The 18,550-nt window shown below is 69.1% G+C and carries 18 protein-coding genes and 2 pseudogenes; 13 read left to right on the top strand and 7 right to left on the bottom strand.

Going from position 1 to position 18,550, the window contains the following annotated elements; all coding sequences use genetic code 11:
• Positions 1–68 precede the first annotated feature (68 nt).
• A pseudogene (locus AZG88_RS41860) lies at positions 69–568 on the top strand (C40 family peptidase).
• On the opposite strand, the gene AZG88_RS41855 reads toward AZG88_RS41860, so the two are convergent.
• Genes AZG88_RS41855 through AZG88_RS41835 form a run of 5 tightly spaced genes read right to left on the bottom strand, consistent with a single transcriptional unit; the run spans position 547 to position 4,487 of the window.
• Positions 547–879, bottom strand: coding sequence for a hypothetical protein (locus tag AZG88_RS41855; RefSeq protein WP_061701042.1), 333 nt, complete (start codon positions 877–879; stop codon positions 547–549). The pseudogene AZG88_RS41860 and the gene AZG88_RS41855 overlap by 22 nt on opposite strands.
• Positions 876–2,099 (bottom strand): DUF58 domain-containing protein, encoded by a 1,224-nt coding sequence (locus AZG88_RS41850; protein WP_005244827.1) that lies wholly within the window; start codon positions 2,097–2,099, stop codon positions 876–878. The genes AZG88_RS41855 and AZG88_RS41850 overlap by 4 nt, the downstream gene beginning before the upstream one ends.
• The gene (locus tag AZG88_RS41845) at positions 2,096–3,052 is read right to left on the bottom strand and encodes an AAA family ATPase (RefSeq protein ID WP_005263839.1); all 957 of its coding nucleotides are present in this window, start codon (positions 3,050–3,052) and stop codon (positions 2,096–2,098) included. Before AZG88_RS41845 ends, AZG88_RS41850 begins: the two co-directional genes overlap by 4 nt.
• Positions 3,049–3,531, bottom strand: coding sequence for a hypothetical protein (locus AZG88_RS41840; protein ID WP_005244829.1), 483 nt, complete (start codon positions 3,529–3,531; stop codon positions 3,049–3,051). The genes AZG88_RS41845 and AZG88_RS41840 overlap by 4 nt, the downstream gene beginning before the upstream one ends.
• A complete protein-coding gene (locus AZG88_RS41835; protein ID WP_005244830.1) occupies positions 3,513–4,487 on the bottom strand; it encodes a DUF4129 domain-containing protein in 975 nt (324 codons plus the stop codon). The genes AZG88_RS41840 and AZG88_RS41835 overlap by 19 nt, the downstream gene beginning before the upstream one ends.
• Before the next feature lie 115 nt (positions 4,488–4,602).
• On the opposite strand from AZG88_RS41835, the pseudogene AZG88_RS41830 reads away from it, so the two are divergent.
• Positions 4,603–5,915: pseudogene (locus tag AZG88_RS41830) on the top strand (TrpB-like pyridoxal phosphate-dependent enzyme).
• Positions 5,916–5,958: 43 nt separating this feature from the next.
• Here AZG88_RS41830 and zapE read toward each other — a convergent pair.
• Positions 5,959–6,876: a cell division protein ZapE gene (gene zapE, locus AZG88_RS41825; protein ID WP_037180085.1), complete on the bottom strand. Its 918-nt coding sequence runs from the start codon at positions 6,874–6,876 to the stop codon at positions 5,959–5,961.
• 78 nt (positions 6,877–6,954) lie between these two features.
• On the opposite strand from zapE, the gene AZG88_RS41820 reads away from it, so the two are divergent.
• The 7 genes from AZG88_RS41820 to AZG88_RS41795 all read left to right on the top strand — a co-directional run bounded on the left by AZG88_RS41820 (position 6,955) and on the right by AZG88_RS41795 (position 13,184).
• Positions 6,955–7,533: a TetR/AcrR family transcriptional regulator gene (locus AZG88_RS41820; protein WP_005244833.1), complete on the top strand. Its 579-nt coding sequence runs from the start codon at positions 6,955–6,957 to the stop codon at positions 7,531–7,533.
• Between the two features lie 61 nt (positions 7,534–7,594).
• Complete coding sequence (locus AZG88_RS41815; RefSeq protein WP_061701041.1) at positions 7,595–8,842, top strand: DUF6986 family protein; 1,248 nt, start codon at positions 7,595–7,597, stop codon at positions 8,840–8,842.
• A gap of 86 nt (positions 8,843–8,928) precedes the next feature.
• On the top strand, positions 8,929–9,072 hold the full coding sequence (locus AZG88_RS53180; protein ID WP_179443281.1) for a hypothetical protein: 144 nt from the start codon (positions 8,929–8,931) through the stop codon (positions 9,070–9,072).
• Positions 9,069–10,001, top strand: coding sequence for an allantoinase PuuE (gene puuE / locus AZG88_RS41810; protein ID WP_061043600.1), 933 nt, complete (start codon positions 9,069–9,071; stop codon positions 9,999–10,001). Before AZG88_RS53180 ends, puuE begins: the two co-directional genes overlap by 4 nt.
• A 10-nt stretch (positions 10,002–10,011) precedes the next feature.
• Complete coding sequence (locus AZG88_RS41805; RefSeq protein WP_005244836.1) at positions 10,012–10,725, top strand: GntR family transcriptional regulator; 714 nt, start codon at positions 10,012–10,014, stop codon at positions 10,723–10,725.
• 179 nt (positions 10,726–10,904) lie between these two features.
• Positions 10,905–12,443 carry an NCS1 family nucleobase:cation symporter-1 gene (locus tag AZG88_RS41800; protein ID WP_061701040.1) on the top strand — a complete coding sequence of 513 codons (1,539 nt, stop codon included), beginning with the start codon at positions 10,905–10,907 and terminating at the stop codon, positions 12,441–12,443.
• A 12-nt stretch (positions 12,444–12,455) separates the two neighbouring features.
• Positions 12,456–13,184 (top strand): aspartate/glutamate racemase family protein, encoded by a 729-nt coding sequence (locus tag AZG88_RS41795; RefSeq protein WP_005244838.1) that lies wholly within the window; start codon positions 12,456–12,458, stop codon positions 13,182–13,184.
• Between the two features lie 3 nt (positions 13,185–13,187).
• Here AZG88_RS41795 and AZG88_RS41790 read toward each other — a convergent pair whose 3' ends face one another.
• Positions 13,188–13,751 (bottom strand): helix-turn-helix domain-containing protein, encoded by a 564-nt coding sequence (locus tag AZG88_RS41790; protein WP_025431772.1) that lies wholly within the window; start codon positions 13,749–13,751, stop codon positions 13,188–13,190.
• A 141-nt stretch (positions 13,752–13,892) separates the two neighbouring features.
• Here AZG88_RS41790 and AZG88_RS41785 point away from each other — a divergent pair, with 141 nt between their 5' ends.
• The 4 genes from AZG88_RS41785 (at position 13,893) to AZG88_RS41770 (ending at position 18,524) form a co-directional block, all read left to right on the top strand.
• Positions 13,893–15,275, top strand: coding sequence for a uracil-xanthine permease family protein (locus AZG88_RS41785; RefSeq protein WP_061043599.1), 1,383 nt, complete (start codon positions 13,893–13,895; stop codon positions 15,273–15,275).
• Positions 15,256–16,320: an isopenicillin N synthase family dioxygenase gene (locus tag AZG88_RS41780; RefSeq protein WP_061701039.1), complete on the top strand. Its 1,065-nt coding sequence runs from the start codon at positions 15,256–15,258 to the stop codon at positions 16,318–16,320. Before AZG88_RS41785 ends, AZG88_RS41780 begins: the two co-directional genes overlap by 20 nt.
• Positions 16,317–17,084 carry an alpha/beta fold hydrolase gene (locus AZG88_RS41775; RefSeq protein ID WP_061701038.1) on the top strand — a complete coding sequence of 256 codons (768 nt, stop codon included), beginning with the start codon at positions 16,317–16,319 and terminating at the stop codon, positions 17,082–17,084. Before AZG88_RS41780 ends, AZG88_RS41775 begins: the two co-directional genes overlap by 4 nt.
• A 120-nt stretch (positions 17,085–17,204) precedes the next feature.
• Complete coding sequence (locus AZG88_RS41770; RefSeq protein WP_061701037.1) at positions 17,205–18,524, top strand: amidohydrolase family protein; 1,320 nt, start codon at positions 17,205–17,207, stop codon at positions 18,522–18,524.
• The last annotated feature ends 26 nt before the right edge of the window (positions 18,525–18,550 follow it).

Genomic DNA, 18,550 nt, shown 5'->3' with positions numbered 1-18,550 from the left:
CACGGCTCTCCACGAGCAGTAGCGAACAAAGGGGGGACCTCGTGTCCCAGCGCAGACATCTCCGTCCCGTGCGGCGCGCTGCCGTTGCCGGTGCTCTCGCGTTCTGTGCGACCGCCCTCGTCGCCCTTCCCGCGAACGCCGCACCGGTGGCGGGGAGTTCCGACAGCGGCAGCACCGGCGGCAGTTCGATGGGTTCTTCCGTTCTCCCGACGCCCATTCCCACCCCGACCGGGCTGGCCGCGCTCGCCGCCGCGACGACCCAGACGGGCAAGCCCTATCTGTGGGGTGGGACGGGTCCGGACGCGTGGGACTGCTCGGGGCTGGTGCAGTGGGCATTCCGGCAGGCGGGGTGAATCTGCCACGCACCACGTGGGAGCAGGCCGAGGTCGGCGCACCCATTCCGCTGTGGGCGCTGGCTCCCGGCGACATCGTGGTGCTCAACCCGGACGCGTCGCACATCGGTATCTACGCCGGCTTCGGTCAGGTCTTCAATGCGTACGGGCGCGGCGTGCCCGTAGGTCTGGCGCCGCTGTCGCAGTTCCACATCTACAGCATCCGCCGGTTCTGATCCTCGGCCGTGCGGGTGCGCCTGGCGACGTACGGCCACACCGCGACGAGGAACAGCACCACCGCCGCAACCGGCCCGAGCAGGGACACCCATGCCGGCCCGTCCGGCAGTGCCGCTGCCAGAGACGCCGCAGCACCGGTGACAACCGCGCCCAGCAGCAGCGTCGAGATTCCCGGTGCGAGGCCGGTGTACGCGACGAGCAACAGTCCCGTCGCCGCGACACCCGCGGCGGCCGCCGCGAACGCGGACGCGTTGCCCAGGACGAGCGCGACCAGCGCCGCCTGCACCACGACCACCGCAATCCATCTCATCGGAGTGCCCCCGACCGCCGGCGGGCACGATCGGCGAGGGCCAGCGCCAGATCCAGTGCGGAATCGTCGTCCCACGCCACCACCGGGACCCCGAGAACGCCCATGTTCCGGTACATGTTCCGCCGCTCGAGCCGCCACATCCTGCCGGTCATCGGATCGAGTTCGTACTCGAACGGCGGGCCGCGGAGCACGTCGACGGCCACGACGACGTGACCGCGCCGCCTCAGCTCCAGCAGCGACAGCGCGAAGTTGGTGTCCAGCATGGTGGAGAACGCGATGACCACGGCCCTCGGCGGCAGCGCGACCCTCGGGACGAGTGTGCCTTCGGCGGCGCCGGCCTCGGAGTCGAGCACGGTGTCGAGGATTCGGTAGAACTGCCTGCGCCCGATGTCGGCGCCGAGCCATCGCAGCCGGAGCCCGTGAACGACGACCCCGGCCCGGTCGCCGCGCTGCAGGGCCGTCTGCACCACCTGCGTCGCCCCGCGCACGGTCCGGTGCAGGCTCTCCGACGCGGGGCCCGGTGCCTGCGGGGTGGTGTCGAGGACGGCGACGACGTCCGCGGCGCGGTCCATGATCCGTTCGGTGACGTGGAGCCGGCCGCGGCGGGCACTCACCGGCCAGTTGACGCTCCGCAGCGGGTCTCCCGGCGCGTGCGGGCGGATGTCCCCGAACTCGACGCCCGAACCGAATCGGCGGGTGCGGTGTGCGCCGATTCGGTCCGGAAGTGTGGCGTGGGGCAACGGAGTCGGCATCGGCGGCGCCAACGGGAACACCCGCAGCTCCGTGACGGGAACCGGTAGCAAAGCGGTGAGCAGGCCGCCGCCGGCACGTGCCGTGACCGTCAGTGCGGATTCGTACCGGCCCCACCGGTCCGCCGACACCACGTAGTCGCCGTCGCCGACCGGCTCGACCGTGTAGCCGTCGGACGGCGCCGGTGCCACCTCGAGTTCCGCCGCACCACCGCAGGCCGTCACGTCCACCGAGAAGTGCACGGACTCTGATTCGAAACACCGCAGCATGCGTGCCGACGCCTCGACCCGGACGCCGATGGCCGGACGGGGCAACCACATCACCGTGCCGAGCGCTCCCAGCATCGGGGCGGCGAACACGATCAGTTCCCACCACCGCCCCACGACACCCGCCGTCAATGCCACGGCGGCGCAGGTCGTCAGTGCGAGGGCTGCCGGCGATGCCCGCCACGTCAGCTGGTGCTCCGTCATCGTGCCCTCGGCGCGGGGAGACGGCGCAACAGTTCCGCGAGGACGTCGTCGCTGCGGATGCGGCGCACCCACATCTCCGGGCGCAGGCTGATGCGGTGCGCGACAGCGGGAACGGCCAGGGCTTTGATGTCCTCGGGAATGACGAAGTCCCGGCCCGAGAGCAGGGCGCGCGCCCGCGCCAGCTGTACGAGGTCGAGTTCGGCGCGGGGGCTGGCCCCGACCTCGACCTGCGGGTGATGCCGGGTGGCGTTCGCGAGCGCGACGACATACCCGAGGACGTCGTGATGAACACTGACCTGCTCGAGCGATTCGCGCATCGCCAGGAGGTCGGCCGCATCGACCACCTGCTCGACGACGACGGCGGCGGATCCCCGGTCGAGCCGTCGGCGCAGCATCTCGTGCTCGTCGGTCTCGGTGAGATATCCCAGTCGCAGGCGGAGCGCGAACCGGTCCAGCTGCGCCTCGGGTAACGGGTAGGTGCCCTCGTACTCGATGGGATTGTCGGTGGCGAGCACGATGAAGGGACGCGGCAGGATCCGGGTGGTGCCGTCGACGCTGACCTGCCCCTCCGCCATCGCCTCGAGCAGTGCGGCCTGGGTCTTGGGTGGAGTGCGGTTGATCTCGTCGGCGAGAAGCAGGTTGGTGAAGATCGGGCCCGGACGAAATTCGAACCGACCCGACGGCATGTCGTAGATGGTGGCGCCGAGCAGGTCGGCGGGCAGCAGGTCGGGGGTGAACTGGACCCGCGTGAAGTCGAGCCCGAGCGCGGCAGCGAAAGATCGTGCCACCAAGGTCTTTCCGAGTCCGGGCAGATCCTCGATGAGCACGTGCCCGCCGGCGAGTACCGCGAGCAGGATCGACGTGAGTTCGTCGTGTTTGCCGACCACCGCCCGTTCGACCTCCGCCAGCACCGCGTGGGCGCGCGCGGTGGTGACCTCGGCGGGCATCGTCACAGCTGCTCCAGCCGTTGCAGGATCCGGTCCAGCACGTCCCGGCCCGGCCCGGGTGCGGCCCTGTCGGAGCGCTGCACGCACTCGGGATCGACCCACTGCCACAAGTCGCCGAAGAACACCTCACCCGCGGCTGCGGTGTCGGCGGGGTCGAGTCCCTGCCGCTGTCCGGTGGACTGCTGGAACTCGCGCGCCAGGAGCGGACGCAGATGGTGGTCCCAGTCGCCGCGCGTACCGTCCGCCCAGCTGATCAATGATTCCGTCCGTGCCATCCAGCGGGCCGTCGCCTCGGCCCGCTCCGCCTCCGGTCCCGGCGGCTGATCCTCGACGTCCCCGGGTGCCATCCGTCGTCGAATCTCGAAGAGCACCAGCGCGGTCACCGCTCCCGCGATCAGCACGGCCGCACTGTACCGGCCGGCGGCCACCAGCGGGACCTCCACGGCCAGCACTGCCCCGACACCGGCTACCGCGACGGCGAGCACGCGTCGCTCCCCAGGTCGTCGAGCACACGCCGGAGCAGATCGGCGGCCTCGTCACGGTGCTGTTCGCCCATCGGATGCAGGCTGAACCGTGCCTCGGAGAACAGCCGCACCAGCGGCGCCGCCGCCTCGAAGCGCAGCGCTCCGAGTTGCACTGCGCGAGCCAGCACTTCGGACGGGGTGTCCGACTCCCGCGGTTCGGCGCCCGGCGCCTCGCGCAGCGCATCTTCCATGGCGGCGTAACTGGCGATGATGGCCTCACGCGGCGGCAGACTCGGGGCCACGACCACGGCGAGACCTTCCTCCGCTGCCCGGGCCAGCGACTGCGAGGCAGCCGGACCGTCGGGGGAACTCGCCGCGGTCCAGGCCCCGACCCGCGACCGGAGGGGGCGCCGGGCCACGGCGCCGAGGATCAGCACGGTCACCAGTATCGGACCGGCAATCGCTGCCGCGGTCCACAATTCCGTCAGGTCCTCGCGGGTCTCGTCCACCAGGTCGGGCGGCGGACGAGTCTCGGTGGGCACGGACTCGCCGGTTCGGTCGGCCCCGTCGTCGGCGGCCGGGCTCGCCGGCGACGGTTGACGGTCCGGTGGCTCGTCACCACCGACGGACCCGAGGAGGAACGCCGCGGCCACGAGGAGCGAGGCGAACGCCGCCCATCCGAGAATGTGCCGACGCGAGACCGAGGAGCCGGTGTTTCCGGTGAACCCTACCGGCGGCGGGTCGGGGGCGACCCGCGGCCGGCCGCTGCGAAGGGCGGACGCCAGCGCCACCGCCGCGACGACGACGGCGATCGCCGAGAGGATGATCAGGGCGCGCGTCGCACCTGCGCCCGGCTCCGACGGTGTCGCGGGGGTGTCGGGCGCGGGGACCACCCGGACCGCAAGGGTGACCGTCACGACGGCCGCCAGCAGGGCGACCGTGTGGACGACCCTGCTTCGCACGCGACGGTCCGGCATCCTCACTCCCGAGTTGCCCCTCCATCGTGACACGCGCGGACCGGGAAAATCACCCGTTCGCGGCGGCGGACAGCGCAGCATGTTCGGGACGTATCCATCCACGAAGGAGAGTTACTTGACCACGTCCCCGGTAACCGGAACCGAACTGGCTCGATCGCTGGAACCTCTGGGGGTTTCGGTTCCCTCGGCCGTACCCACGCACTGGTACAACCTTGCCTCCGATCTTCCGGAACCCGTTCCGCCGCACCTGCATCCCGGCACACGTGAGCCACTGGGACCGGAAGACCTGGCACCGCTGTTCCCCGCGAACCTTATCGAACAGGAGGTCGCGACGGAACGGTACATCGAGATCCCCGAGACGGTCCGCGAGATCTACGGCATGTGGCGCCCGTCGCCGCTGGTGCGCGCACACCGGCTCGAGCGAGTGCTCGGCACACCGGCACGGATCTATTACAAATACGAGGGCGTCAGCCCCGTCGGATCGCACAAGCCGGACACGGCTGTGGCACAGGCCTATTACAACGCGCTCGAGGGCACCACCAAGCTCACCACCGAGACCGGTGCGGGTCAGTGGGGCGCGTCGCTGTCGTTCGCCGGCGCCCTGCTCGGTCTCGAGGTGGAGGTCTGGCAGGTTCGCGCGTCCTTCGACGCCAAGCCGTACCGCCGGCTCCAGATGGAGGCATACGGCGGCATCTGTCATCCGTCTCCGTCCGACCTCACCGAAGCCGGTCGGGCGATCCTGGCCGAGCACCCCGACACCACCGGCTCGCTGGGCATGGCGATCAGCGAGGCCGTCGAGGTGGCCGCCAACGATCCCGACGCGCACTACTCGCTGGGCAGCGTCCTCAACCACGTCATGCTCCACCAGACGGTGATCGGCCAGGAAGCGATGGTCCAGCTGGAGGAGGCGGGTGAGCCTGTCGCGCACACGGTATTCGGTTGCGCCCTGGTTCCAATCTCGCGGGCCTGACCTTCCCGTTCCTGGGTCGCAATCTGCGTGAGGGCACCACCACCCGCCTCGTCGCCTGCGAGCCTGCGGCGTGCCCGTCGCTGACGCAGGGCGAATACCGCTACGACTTCGGCGACGTCGCCGGTCTGACGCCGCTGTTGAAGATGTACACGCTGGGCAACGATTTCGTTCCGCCCGCCATCCACGCGGGTGGTCTGCGGTATCACGGCATGTCGCCGATGGTCTCGCACGCCGTCGCCCTCGGGCTGATGGAGGCGACCGCGATCGAACAGGACGACGCACTCGCCGCGGGACTGCTCTTCGCCCGCGCCGAAGGCATCATCCCCGCGCCGGAATCGACGCACGCGGTGGCCGCGGCCATCGAGCACGCCCGCACGGTCACCGAACCGGAGGTCGTGGTCATCGGACTGTCCGGCAACGGCCAGCTGGACCTCCCCGCGTACAGCCGGTACGTCTGATCGATTCACCGAGGCAGACCCACGTACGGGTCTGCCTCGGTGGTCACCGGCTCAGCGTCGACAGCCTGCTCACCAGCCGGTCGACGTCGAGGGTGCCGTCGAGTCCGGCGAACACGTCGTCCCACGACGCATCGGCGACCAGGGTCAGCGAAGTCCCCCTGTCGTACAGCACGTCGACGACGTTCGCGAACCGTCGCACGGTCTCCGCGCCGACCTCCCGCAGTCGGGGCACACCGGTGATCACCCAGCATCCGAACCGCTCGGACAGTTCGAGGTAGTCGGCAGGTGCGGTCGGGGTGCCGCACAGCACCGCGAACTCGAACCAGACCGTGCGGTCCCGCACCGCGGAGGCCGTCACCGTGCGGGTCCCGACGGTCAGGGCGACGCGCTCGGACAGTGCCGGAGGCTCGGTGCCGGAAGCTCGGACGAAACGTCCGGCAGCGAACCCGCCGTCCGCCGTGGCCACGGTGCGGTAGTCGACGGGACCGGCCACCCGCACGACAGTCAAATTCTGTTCCAGCACCGCGATCGACGACGCGAACAGGTGATGGAACAGCGGATTCGGCAACAGCCCTTCCGGTGGATAGTTCGACGTCGCCACCAGCGTGATCCCGCGGGTGAACAGGGCCTTCAGCAGTCGCGCGACCAGCATCGCGTCCCCGACATCGTGCAGGTGGAACTCGTCGAAACACAGCAGCCGGACATCCCCGAGTGCCGCATCGATCGCGAGGTCGATGGACCCCAGCGTGTGCGCGTCGGCGTGGAGCCGGCGGAAGAACGAGTGGAAGTGCACGCGCCGCTTCGGGACCTCCGCCGACCCGTGGAAGCGGTCCATCAACCACGTCTTGCCACGTCCGACGGGTCCCCACAGGTACACGCCGCGAACTCCGGGCCTCCCCTGCTCCATGCCCTCGGCGGTCTCGTGCAGGACGGCCGCGGCCGCGCGCTGCGCGTCGTCCAACAGAACCTCTACATCCACAGAGGAAACACTACGAATGTAGAGTCTCGGGCGACAAGCCGATGTGAGGAGGACGACACCGTGCCCGAGCGGCGTGAGCAGATAGCCGACGCGGCGATCACGATCATCGCGCGGGAGGGCATCCGCGCGCTGACGCATCGGGCCGTCGACCGCGCACTGGATCTGCCGGGCGGATCCACGTCCTACTACTTCCGCACCCGGCGAGCACTGATCGAATCCGCCGTGCGCCGGCTCGCCGAACGCTCGCGGCAGGAATTCGAGACCACGGCGGCCCCGCCCCTCGACCTCGCCTCCGTCGCCGAGGGCGTGGCCCGGTCACTGGACCGGCTGCTGCACACCCGCCACGACGACGTCGTCGCGCGGCACGCGCTGACCGTCGAACTGTCCGGTGACGCCGACCTGCACGCACTCCTCGCGACGTGCCTGTTCTCCCGTGCCCGCGCCACCGAATTGTTCGACGCTCTCGGCGTCGCCGACCCCGAGAACGCGGGCGCGGACTTCGTCAGCGTCGTCGAAGGCCTGGTCTTCGACCGTTTCGTGGGAGCCCGGTCACTCGACGGCATCGAGCCAGGCACCGATCGCAGCGTGCGGCAACTGGCCCGCGCCGTCGAGTGGTATCTGCGCGGTGTGACGGCCTGAACGAAGGCCACCCGGCGGGGCGTGGACGACGAGAATCCCGCGTTTCTGCCAAGATCGTGGCGTGAACCCCCAGTACCTCAGCCGTCTCCCCGACAGCGGTTTCGACCGCGTCGACGCACTCCTCGACCCCGTCGACACCGAGCTCGCGGACGCCTTTCCGGGTGATCGGCAGCAACCGCAGCCCGTCCACACCGTCTACGTGAGTGCGGCGGACGCCGGACCGGACACCCCGAGGGTGTGGGGTGAGCAGGCTGTCGAACTGCTGGACAGGCACACGAATGCGCTGTCCGAAATCGGAACGACCGGTGCGCTTCCCGACGTCCGCGCGATGCTCGAGCACCGTCCGATCATGGATCTGCGGATCGATTTCGAGGACGGCTTCGGCTGGCGGAGCGACGACGTCGAGGACGCGGCCGCACTGGAGGCGGGACGTACGCTGCGACTGCTCTCGTCCGACCCGTCCGGCCCGCGGTCGCTGGGCATCCGCGCGAAGGGTCTGGCTCCGCACGAGCGCCGCCGCGGGATCCGGACGCTCGAACTCGTCCTCGAAGGCGCGGGTGGGGTTCCCGACGGCTTCGTGTTCACGGTGCCGAAACTGCGTGCAGCCCAGCAGGTCACCGCCGTCGTCGCGTTGTGCGAGGAACTCGAGCGAGCGTACGGGCTCCCCGACAGGTCGCTGCTCTTCGAGTTGCAGATCGAGAGCCCGCAGGCCGTGCTCGGACCGGACGGCACCGTGACCGTCGCGAAGGCCATCCACCTCGCCGACGGGCGCTGCACCGGATTGCACTACGGCACTTACGACTACAGCGCGGCCTGCGGAATCGCGTCACGGTTCCAGTCGCTCGAGCATCCGGTTGCCGACCACGCCAAGTCCGTGATGCTGGTGGCGGCGGCCCAGACCGGGGTGTGGGTGTGCGACGGATCCACCCAGGTCATCCCGCAGGGCAGCGACGAGGAGATCCACGCCGCGCTGGCCCGGCACTACCGGCTCGTCACCCGTTCGCTCGAACGCGGGTACTACCAGGGATGGGACATGCATCCCGGGCATCTGATCACCCGCTGGCTCGCGACGTTCGACTTCTACCGCGCCGCGCTGCCCGCCGCCGCCTCCCGGGTGCAGGCGTACCTCGACCGCCAGGGTGGCGGGGTGATGGACGAACCGGCTACCGCCCAGGCGCTCGCGACGGTGATCCTGCGGGGACTGGCGTGCGGCGCGTTCGACGAGGACGCGGTCCGCGCGAAAGCCCCCGGATGCACGGTGGACACGCTGCGCGACCTCCTCACCCGGGCGGTGGTTCCGGGGAGCTGAGCACCTCCCCGCACGAGGACCGCCCGCAGCACTCACTTCGACGCCCTACACTTGCCCGCACGCCCGATCAGGAGGTAGCCGCACCCGTGACCCCGAACACCTTGACCGCGCCCAGCTTCCACAGTCCGCCCCCGGGCGAGGCGAGCGTCCGCGACCGGGACGCCGGCACGGCGCGGTTGCGCCTGTGGGGTTCCCTGACCGAGGCGGGTCGGGCAGGCTTGGAATCATGACCCACGCTTTCGACTCCAGCTACCCCCGTGACCTGGTCGGATACGGGCAGCACCCACCCGATCCGCAGTGGCCGGGCGGCGCGAAGATCGCCGTCCAGTTCGTCCTCAACTACGAGGAGGGCGCCGAGAACAACGTGCTCCACGGCGACGAGGCGTCGGAGACGTTCCTGTCCGAGATGGTCGGGGCCCAGCCGTTCCCGAACCGGCACATGAGCATGGAATCGATCTACGAATACGGATCCCGCGCCGGACTGTGGCGCGTGCTCCGGGCATTCGAGCGACGCGGGCTGCCGCTCACGATCTTCGCGGTCGCCAAGGCGATGCAGCGGAACCCGGAGGCCGTCAGCGCCTTTCGCGAACTCGGTCACGAGATCGCCTGCCACGGTCTGTGGTGGAAGTCGTACCAGCTCTCCGACGAGGACGCCGAACGCAAGGACATGGCCGAGGCGGTGGCCATCCTGCGCGACCTCACCGGCGAGGCCCCGCTGGGCTGGTACACCGGCCGCGACTCCCCGCTCACCCGGCAGCTGGTCGTCGAGCACGGCGGCTTCGAGTACGACTCCGATTCGTACGCCGACGACCTGCCCTACTGGGTGAAGGTCGACGCCCCCGGAAAGGGCGTCGTCGACCACCTGGTGGTGCCGTACACCCTCGACACCAACGACATGCGGTTCGCGTCGCCCGGCGGTTTCCCGAGCGGTGAGCAGTTCTTCGCGCACCTGCGGGACGCCTTCGACGTCCTGTACGCGGAGGGAACGGCCGGGGCGCCGAAGATGCTGTCCGTGGGTCTGCACTGCCGCATCGTCGGACGGCCCGCCCGCACCGCGGCGCTGGAGCGGTTCCTCGATCACGTGCAGTCCCACGACGACGTGTGGGTCGCCCGGCGCATCGAGATCGCCCGCCACTGGCGCGCCGTACACCCCGCCTGAGGACGGCCCGATGCCCCCGCGACGACCGTCGGTGCTGGTCATGAACCTGGCCAACCGGGATCCCGGCAGCTCGCAGACCGTGATCCTGGAGGAGTTGCGCCGGGTGATCCTCAGCGGCGGGGCCCCGCCGGGCACCCCGATTCCGGTGGACGAGGTGGCCGAGCACTTCGGCGTCAGCCGTATCCCGATCCGCGAGTCGCTGAAGACGCTGATCGGCGAAGGTCTCGTCGACCACCGAGCCAACGCCGGGTACACGGTCGCCCGGCTGACCGTCGACGAACTCGAGGAGCTCTACCTGGTGCGGGGGGTCCTCGAGTCGGCGGCGCACTCCGTGGCGGTCACCCTCGCCGACGAGGCCGACGACGCACGGGCCCGGGAGGCGTACGCGGCACTCGACCGTTCGGTTCTCGAGGACGACCTGACCGCCTACCACCGGGAGAGCCGCAACTTTCACCTGGCCCTGGCATCGCCGTGCCGGATGCAGCGACTGCTGCACATGTTCGAGTCGGCGTGGAACATCACCGAGCCGGTGCAGCCGATGTCGCAGGTGGGGACGCCGGCGCGGCTGCAACTTCACCTCGGGCACCGGGACATGCTGGCGGCGTTCCTCGCCCGCGACGGCGCGGCGTTGAAGGCGGCCACCGACCGGCACAACGAACAACTCGACACGGTGATCGCCGCCCTCCCCACGGACACCGGAATGTTCCGGGACACGCCCGGGTAGACCGTCCGGCAAGATATATTCTCGGCTCGGACCGTGCGCCGGCGAGAATATATCTTCGCCGTCACAACCAGGAAATATCCGAAAACTACTTTTGCTCCCAGCACTTCGGTGGTGTGCTTTTCACCGAGACACCCTTACGTCGACGCAGTCGTGTCCGTACTGCACCAGGGAGCGAAACGATGACTCAGACAGCGCCCTCCAACGAGGGGGAAACAGTCCCCGGTGCACACCTGGCCGGCGCCGGGCTGATCAAGCCCGGCTATCACCCGAGACTCACCAACGACGATCTCGCGCCACTGAAGACGCAGTCGTGGTCGTCGTACAACATCTTCGCGTTCTGGATGTCCGACGTGCACAGCGTCGGCGGCTACGTCACCGCGGGCAGCCTGTTCGCGCTCGGCCTGACCAGCTGGCAGGTTCTCGTCGCCCTGGTGGTCGGTATCGCGATCGTCAACGTGTTCGCGAACCTGGTGGCCAAACCCAGCCAGGTCACCGGCGTCCCCTACCCGGTCATGTGCCGCAGCGCCTTCGGCGTTCTCGGCGCCAACGTCCCGGCCATCATCCGCGGCCTCATCGCGGTGGCCTGGTACGGAATCCAGACGTACCTGGCGTCGCACGCGTTCGTGATCCTCGGCCTGAAGATCTGGCCGGGTCTGGCGCCCTGGGCGGACGTGCACGAGCACGGGTTCCTCGGACTGTCGGCGCTCGGCTGGGCCGGGTTCATGACGATGTGGGTGCTGCAGGCGCTGGTCTTCTGGCGCGGCATGGAGAGCATCCGCAAGTTCATCGACTTCTGCGGCCCCGCGGTCTACGTGGTGATGCTGATGCTCGCGATCTACCTGATCAGCGAGGCCGGATGGTCGAACATCAGCCTGAACCTCGGCGAGGTGAACTACACCGGCTGGTCTGCTGTGCCCGTGGTGCTGGGCGCGATCGCACTTGTCGTGTCGTACTTCTCGGGCCCGATGCTCAATTTCGGCGACTTCTCCCGGTACGGCAAGACGTTCGGCGCGGTCAAACGCGGCAACTTCCTCGGCCTCCCGGTGAATTTCCTGTTCTTCTCGATCCTCACCGTCGTCACCGCCTCCGCGACCCTGCCCGTGTACGGCCGCCTGATCACCGATCCCGTCGAGACGGTCGCGCAGATGGACAACCTGTTCGCCGTCGTCCTCGGCCTCCTCACCTTCATCGTCGCCACCATCGGTATCAACATCGTCGCCAACTTCGTCTCCCCGGCATTCGACTTCTCGCACGTCAGCCCGCAGCGCATCAGCTGGCGTACGGGCGGGATGATCGCCGCCGTCGGATCCGTCCTGATCACACCGTGGAACCTGTACAACAATCCCGAGGTGATCCACTACACGCTCGAGACGCTGGGGGCGTTCATCGGACCGCTGTTCGGAATCCTCATCGCGGACTACTACCTGGTGCGCAGGCAGCGAGTGATCCTGGACGACATGTTCACCATGTCCGAGGGCGGAACATACTGGTACAAGAAGGGTTACAACCCGGCGGCGATCACCTCCACCGTCGTCGGCGCCCTGGTCGCGATGATTCCCGTGATCCTCAAGGCTCAGCCGTTCGGACTCGACGTATGGGGCATGGCGGGCGCTGCCCAGTACTCGTGGTTCCTGGGCATGGGCGTCGGATTCACCTGCTATCTCCTGTTGTCCGCCGGCGCCCGTCGTGCGCATCGCGCGACCCCGATCGAAGCGTAGGTTCGAAACATCGTGCTCATCAAGATCGTCAATCCCAACACCACACAGTCGATGACCGACAAGATCGGCGACTGCGCCCGCTCCGTCGCGGGCCCCGGGACGCTCGTCGAGGCGGTGAGCCCGAAGATGGGTCCCGCGTCGATCGAGAGTCACTACGACGAAGCACTCAGCGTCCCCGGGCTTCTCGAGGAGATCGCCCGCGGCGAGGAGGCGGGGGTGGACGGTTACGTGATCGCCTGTTTCGGCGACCCGGGCCTCGACGCGGCCCGCGAACTGGCGTCCGGTCCCGTACTCGGAATCGCGGAGGCGGCCATGCACACCGCGAGCTTCCTCGGCCGCGGGTTCAGCGTCGTCACGACGCTGGGGCGCACCCGGGGCCGAGCGTGGGAACTGGCCGAACGGTATGGCATGCAACGCTTCTGCCTCGGGGTGCACGCGTGCGAGATCGCCGTCCTCGACCTCGACCGCGACCCGGATGCGGTGAAGGTGATCACCGAGGCGTGCCGGGCCGCCCTCGACGAGGACGGTTCGGACGCGATCGTGCTGGGCTGCGCGGGCATGGCCGACCTGTGTGCCGTCATCTCGGCGGAACTCGGGGTGCCCGTGGTCGACGGCGTGGCGGCGGCCACCCTCATGGTGCAGTCCCTCGTGACGCTCGGTCTCCGGACCGGTGCGCGCGGAGAATTCGCGGCGCCCCTGCCCAAGAAGTACACCGGACTGCTCGAGGGTTTCGGCCGCTGACGGTCAGAAGGACGGCGGGGTGCTCGTGATGAGGAACCGTGCCGGTTCCCCGGCGTCGTTGAACCACCGGTGCGGCACGGTGGCCGGGTAGTACAGCGTGTCTCCCCGGTCGAGCACGTAACTCTCCTCGACGCCGACCTCCACGCGGATGCTGCCGTCGATGACGTAGATGAACTCCTCGCCGGCGTGTTCGGTGTGTTCGCCGGCCTGCGAACCCGGTTGCGCCGTCACCTCGTTCGGTTCCATCGCGCGCACGCCCGTGGAGCAGAACCGCAGCACGGCGCCGTCCGACAGCGCGAAGCGCCTGCCCTCCCGGCTGCGCACCAGACTCGTCGGCGTGCGCGCGCCCTGTTCGAGCAGGGCGTGCGCCGTGGTTCCCAGCACCTGGGCCACCCGGTGCAGATTCATGACGCTCGGCACCGAGTGGCCGTTCTCCGCCTGACTCAGGAACGGCTGCGACAGTCCCGTTTCGGCCGCCACGTCGCGCAGGGTCAGTCCCGCATCACGCCGGGCCGACCTGATCGCCGTGCCGATAGCGACGGCCAGCGTGCGTTGATCCTCGTCCATGAAGCGAACGCTAGCACCGTGTTTCGCGGAAACCGCGACTGATAACACGGACGAAACGAAATTGACCCTGCTTAGTAAAGATTGACGTGCTCAATAGAACGTGAACTCGAACGCTCCCTTCACTCGGACGGAGATCGACCCATGTCCTTCCACGCAGTCGACCAGCGCCTGCCCTTGGTGCGGCAAGCGGCCTTCGGTCTGCAGCACGTGCTCATCATGTACACCGGCTGCATCACCGTCCCGCTGGTCTTCGGTGCCGCAGTAGGACTCGACAAGTCCACCGTCGCGTTGCTGATCAGCGCCGACCTTCTGATCGCCGGCATCATCACGATCATCCAGAGCCTCGGGGTGGGCAAGCTGGCCGGCGCACGGCTGCCGATCGTCTGCGGCGCCACGTTCGCCGGGCTGACTCCGATGATCCTCATCGCCAAGGAGTACGGGCTGCAGGCGGTGTACGGTTCGATGCTCGCAGGCGGCCTCGTCGGACTCGCCCTCGCCGTACCCTTCGCGCGGCTGATCCGGTTCTTCCCACCGCTGGTCACCGGGGTCGTCCTCACCGTCGTCGGCATCTCCCTGATCGGCGTCGCCGCCGGCCTCATCGTCGGAAACGATCCGACGGCAGACGGTTTCGCGGATCCCGGCAACATCATGCTCGCCGGTGTCGTCGTGCTCGTCGCGATCGCCTTCCTCTGCCTCGGCCGCGGGATCTGGACCCAGCTCGGCGTGCTCCTCGCCCTCGTGATCGGCACGCTCGTCGCGATTCCGATGGGCTTGATCGACCTGGGCGGCGTCTCCGGCAGCCCCTGGTTCGGCATCACCGCTCCGTTCCACTTCGGGGCGCCGGAGTTCCCGATCACGGCGGTGGTGGCCATGAGCATCGTGATGGCAGTGGTGTTCGCGGAGTCGACGGCGAGCATGCTTGCGCTCGGCGAGATCACCGGAAAGCCCCTCACCAAGGGCGACGTGGCCCGTGGCCTCGTCGGCGATGCGCTGTCCGGCGTACTCGGCGGCATCTTCAATGCGTTCGTCGACACGATCTTCACGCAGAACGTCGGAGCCGTCGCCACCACCCGCGTCCACAGCCGGTACGTGACGGCCACCAGCGGTGCGATCCTGATCGTCCTCGGACTGATCCCGAAGATGGGCACCGTCGTCGCCGCTCTGCCCGCGCCGGTCGTCGGCGGGGTCGGCATCATCCTGTTCTCGACGGTCGCGGTGGTGGGGATGAACACGCTCCGCAAGGTGGATCTCAGCGACCGGATCAACACCACCATCGTCGCGGTGTCGGTGGGCATCGGCCTGCTCCCCGAGTTCGCCGAGGGCATGTTCGAGCACTTCAACTCGTCCGCCCAGATCCTGCTCGGCAGCGGCATCACACTCGCCGCCATCTCCGCGTTCTCCTTGAACCTGCTGTTCAACCACACTCGGATCGGCGCTGCCGCCCGCGCCGCCTCCGCACCCGTCATCGCAGCCGACCCCGTTCCCCCGACCTCCGAGGAGCCGCATGTTGCCGCCCGTGCCTGAGCCGTTCGACGTCCCCGTCATCGACATCTCCCCGTACGTGACCGGCGGGTCCGACACGGAACGCGCCCGGGTGGCGCGCGAGATCGACTCGGCCTGCGCCACCGTCGGATTCATCCAGATCCTCGGTCACGGCATCCCCGAACCGGTGGTCGAGGGACTCGCCGGCGCCGTCGACGACTTCTTCGCGCTGCCCCTGGAGACGAAGAAGACGTATCGCGTGGAGGGCGCCAACCGCGGGTACAGTCCGCCGAAGAGCGAATCACTCAGCCTGAGCCTGGGCGTCGAATCGGCCACCCGGATGAACGACTTCTTCGAGGCCTACAACGTCGGAACGGAGGCCCGGTCGTTCCCGGACCTGGACCTGTCCGAGGACGACTACGGACTGAACGTGTGGCCCGAGGTGCCCTCCTTCACGCACTCCGTGCAGGCCTACTACGCGCACGGCGAGCGCGTCGCCCGCACCCTGACGCGGATCTTCGCCGACGCCCTCGAGCTCGATCCGGGCTTCTTCACCGCCCTGACCGACCATTCCATCGACGTCCTCCGCATGAACGACTACGCGCTGCCGGAGGGCAGCGTCACCCTGGACGGCGAGCTGACCGGTATGGGTGAGCACACCGACTTCGGACTCGTCACCGTGCTGTGGGCCGATCGCGTGGCAGGCCTGCAGGTGCTCGGACGCGACGAGCGCTGGCACGATGTGAGCCCCGCGGAGGGCGCGCTGCTCGTCAACCTGGGCGATCTCACCGCCCGGCTCACGAACGACCGGTGGATGTCGACGCTGCACCGGGTGACTCCGCCCGTCGTCGACGGAACGATCAAGCGCCGGCGATCGGCGGCGTTCTTCCACGACGGCAACGTCGACGCGGTGATCGCGACCCTGCCGGGACTGTGCGCGAACTCCGACGACGGATACGCACCGGTGACGGTCCGTGAGCACATCAAGGCGAAGCTGGCGGGTTCGCGTCACGGCAAGAAGAACACGGCCGCGGGGCGCGAGGCCGAGCGGGTCCTCGCCGCGGCGGGCCGGGCGGCCGCCCGGTGACCCGTGGGCACGTCGTATTGGTTCACGGCGCGTGGGCGGGCAGCTGGGTGTGGGACACACTTCTGGAGCCGTTGCGCGCCAGCGGGTACGAGCCTCATCCGCTCGACCTTCCCGGCGTGGGAAGCTGGGCGGACGGTGCGCGAACCGATCTGGACGACGTGGCGGATGTCGTCGTGGCGCACATCGTTTCGCTGGGCGGGCCCGTGTTCGTGGTCGGACACTCCGGAGGCGGCATCGTGGCCACCCAGGTGGCCGAACGCATTCCGCACCGGATCGCGGGTGTGGTGTATGTCGCCGGAATGATGCTGCCCTCGGGAAGCAACTTCGGCGACCTCTGCGCAGACCTGCGCCTGCCGGAACCGGTCGGGATCTCGGCCTGGCTGCAGTCCACCCCCGACGGGTCCGGGACCGTCGTGCCCCCGGAGGCCGCGGCCGCGGTGTTCTTCCACGAGTCCACGGCAGGTGACGCGATCGCAGCGGCGCGAAAGCTGCGACCGCAGCTGGAAACTGCGCGGCTGATGGCCCCGACGTGGACGCCGGAGCGGTTCGGCACCGTCCCCCGCCTGTACGTGGAGGCGACGCTCGACCGTTCGGTGCCGCTCGTGACGCAGCGTGCGATGCAGGCCCGGGTGCCGGGCGCGCGGGTGGTGACGCTGGACAGCGATCACGCCCCGCAACTGTCGGCGCGCAAGGCCCTGGTCACGGCACTCGTCGACTTCTGCTCCTCGGTTGTCGCGAGACCTGTTTCTGCACAGGAAATCTGATGGAAACACGATCCCGCTATATTTCGGAGCACATTGCCCATGGCTGAAACGAGCAATGTGCGAACCCGTGTCCGGCGGGCGCGAACCAGCCGCACTCCCGAGAACCCATGGAGGATGCGGATGCATGCCGATCTGATTTCCGATGTCACCGTCTACTCGAACGGCAGCTGGCTGCCGCACCGCGACGTCCTGATCGCCGACGGTCTGATCACCGAGATCCGCCCGACCGCTCCGGCACCGTCGGGGGCCACAGCGGTCGACGGTGCGGGGGCATATCTGATCCCCGGATTCGTCAACACCCACACCCACCTGCAGCAGTCGTTGATGCGCGGCATCGGCGAGGGACAGCCGCTGCTCAGCTGGCTGCTGACCGTGGGTGAGGAATCCGCGGTCATCACCCCGGAGCGGGCCTACCTGGCCGCGGTCGCCGCGAGCCTCGACGCCCTGCGCAGCGGAACCACGGCGCTGGTCGAGCACATGTGGCCGCATCCGTCTCCGGACGTGCACGACGCGGTGCTGCGTGCCCTGGAAGACACCGGCGTGCGGGCGCTCCTCGGCCGCGGAGTGGCGGACCGCGCGGACACAACGCGCAAATGGGGCGTCGACCCGCGCCTCCTGCAGCCGCTGCCCGGCGTGCTCGAGCACACCGACCAGCTGGTCAAGCAGGCCGACGGCACACGCGTCACGGTCGGTCTGGCCGTCCCCAACCCCCGGTCGCTGACGCCGGAGGGGATGGCGGCAGTGCGGCAGTTCGCGGGCGAACGCGACATGACCGTGTCGATCCACCTACTGGAGACCCCCACCGACGACGTGATGTGCCGCGAACACGGCGGCGCGGGCGCGGTCGACTACCTCGACACGAACGGGTTCCTGTGGGACCGGTTGCTCGCCGTGCACTGCTGCGAACTCGACGCCCACGGGCGCGCGGTGCTGGCCCGCCGCGGTGTGGCCGTCTCGTACAACCCGATGAGCAACATGCGTCTCGGCAGCGGCGTCGCCCCCGTCCCGGAGATGCTCGAGGCAGGCATCGCGGTCGGGCTCGGCGTCGACGGCGCCGCCAGCAACGACACCCAGGACATGCTCGAAACGCTGCGCATGGGCGCCTACGTGCAGCGGGCGCATCGCAAGACGGCCGACCTGTTCGGATTCGACGCCATGATGGACCTCGCGACGAACGGCGCGAACGAGAATGCCGGTTTCGCGTCCCGCCCGAACGGTGTGGCCGTCGGCGGCGCAGCCGACCTGACCCTGATCCGCTTCGAGCGCGACTTCGGTTGCCTGCCGGTCCGCGACCCGGGCGCGACGCTGTTGACCACCGGGAGCCGGCAGATCGTCGACACCGTGCTGGTCGACGGCGAAGTGCTGATCCGGGACGGACACAGCACCAGGGTCGACGAAGCAGGGCTTATCGCCGAATTGACCGCCACCGGTGCGCCATAGTGGTAGCCAGAGGTACCGAAAAGGCG

It is taken from the genome of Rhodococcus sp. LB1 (assembly GCF_001583455.1).
In the GTDB taxonomy this organism is placed as follows: Bacteria; Actinomycetota; Actinomycetes; order Mycobacteriales; family Mycobacteriaceae; genus Rhodococcus_F; species Rhodococcus_F opacus.
Note: the sequence above shows the minus strand (reverse complement) of the source record. Positions and strands in the feature narration are given on the sequence as shown.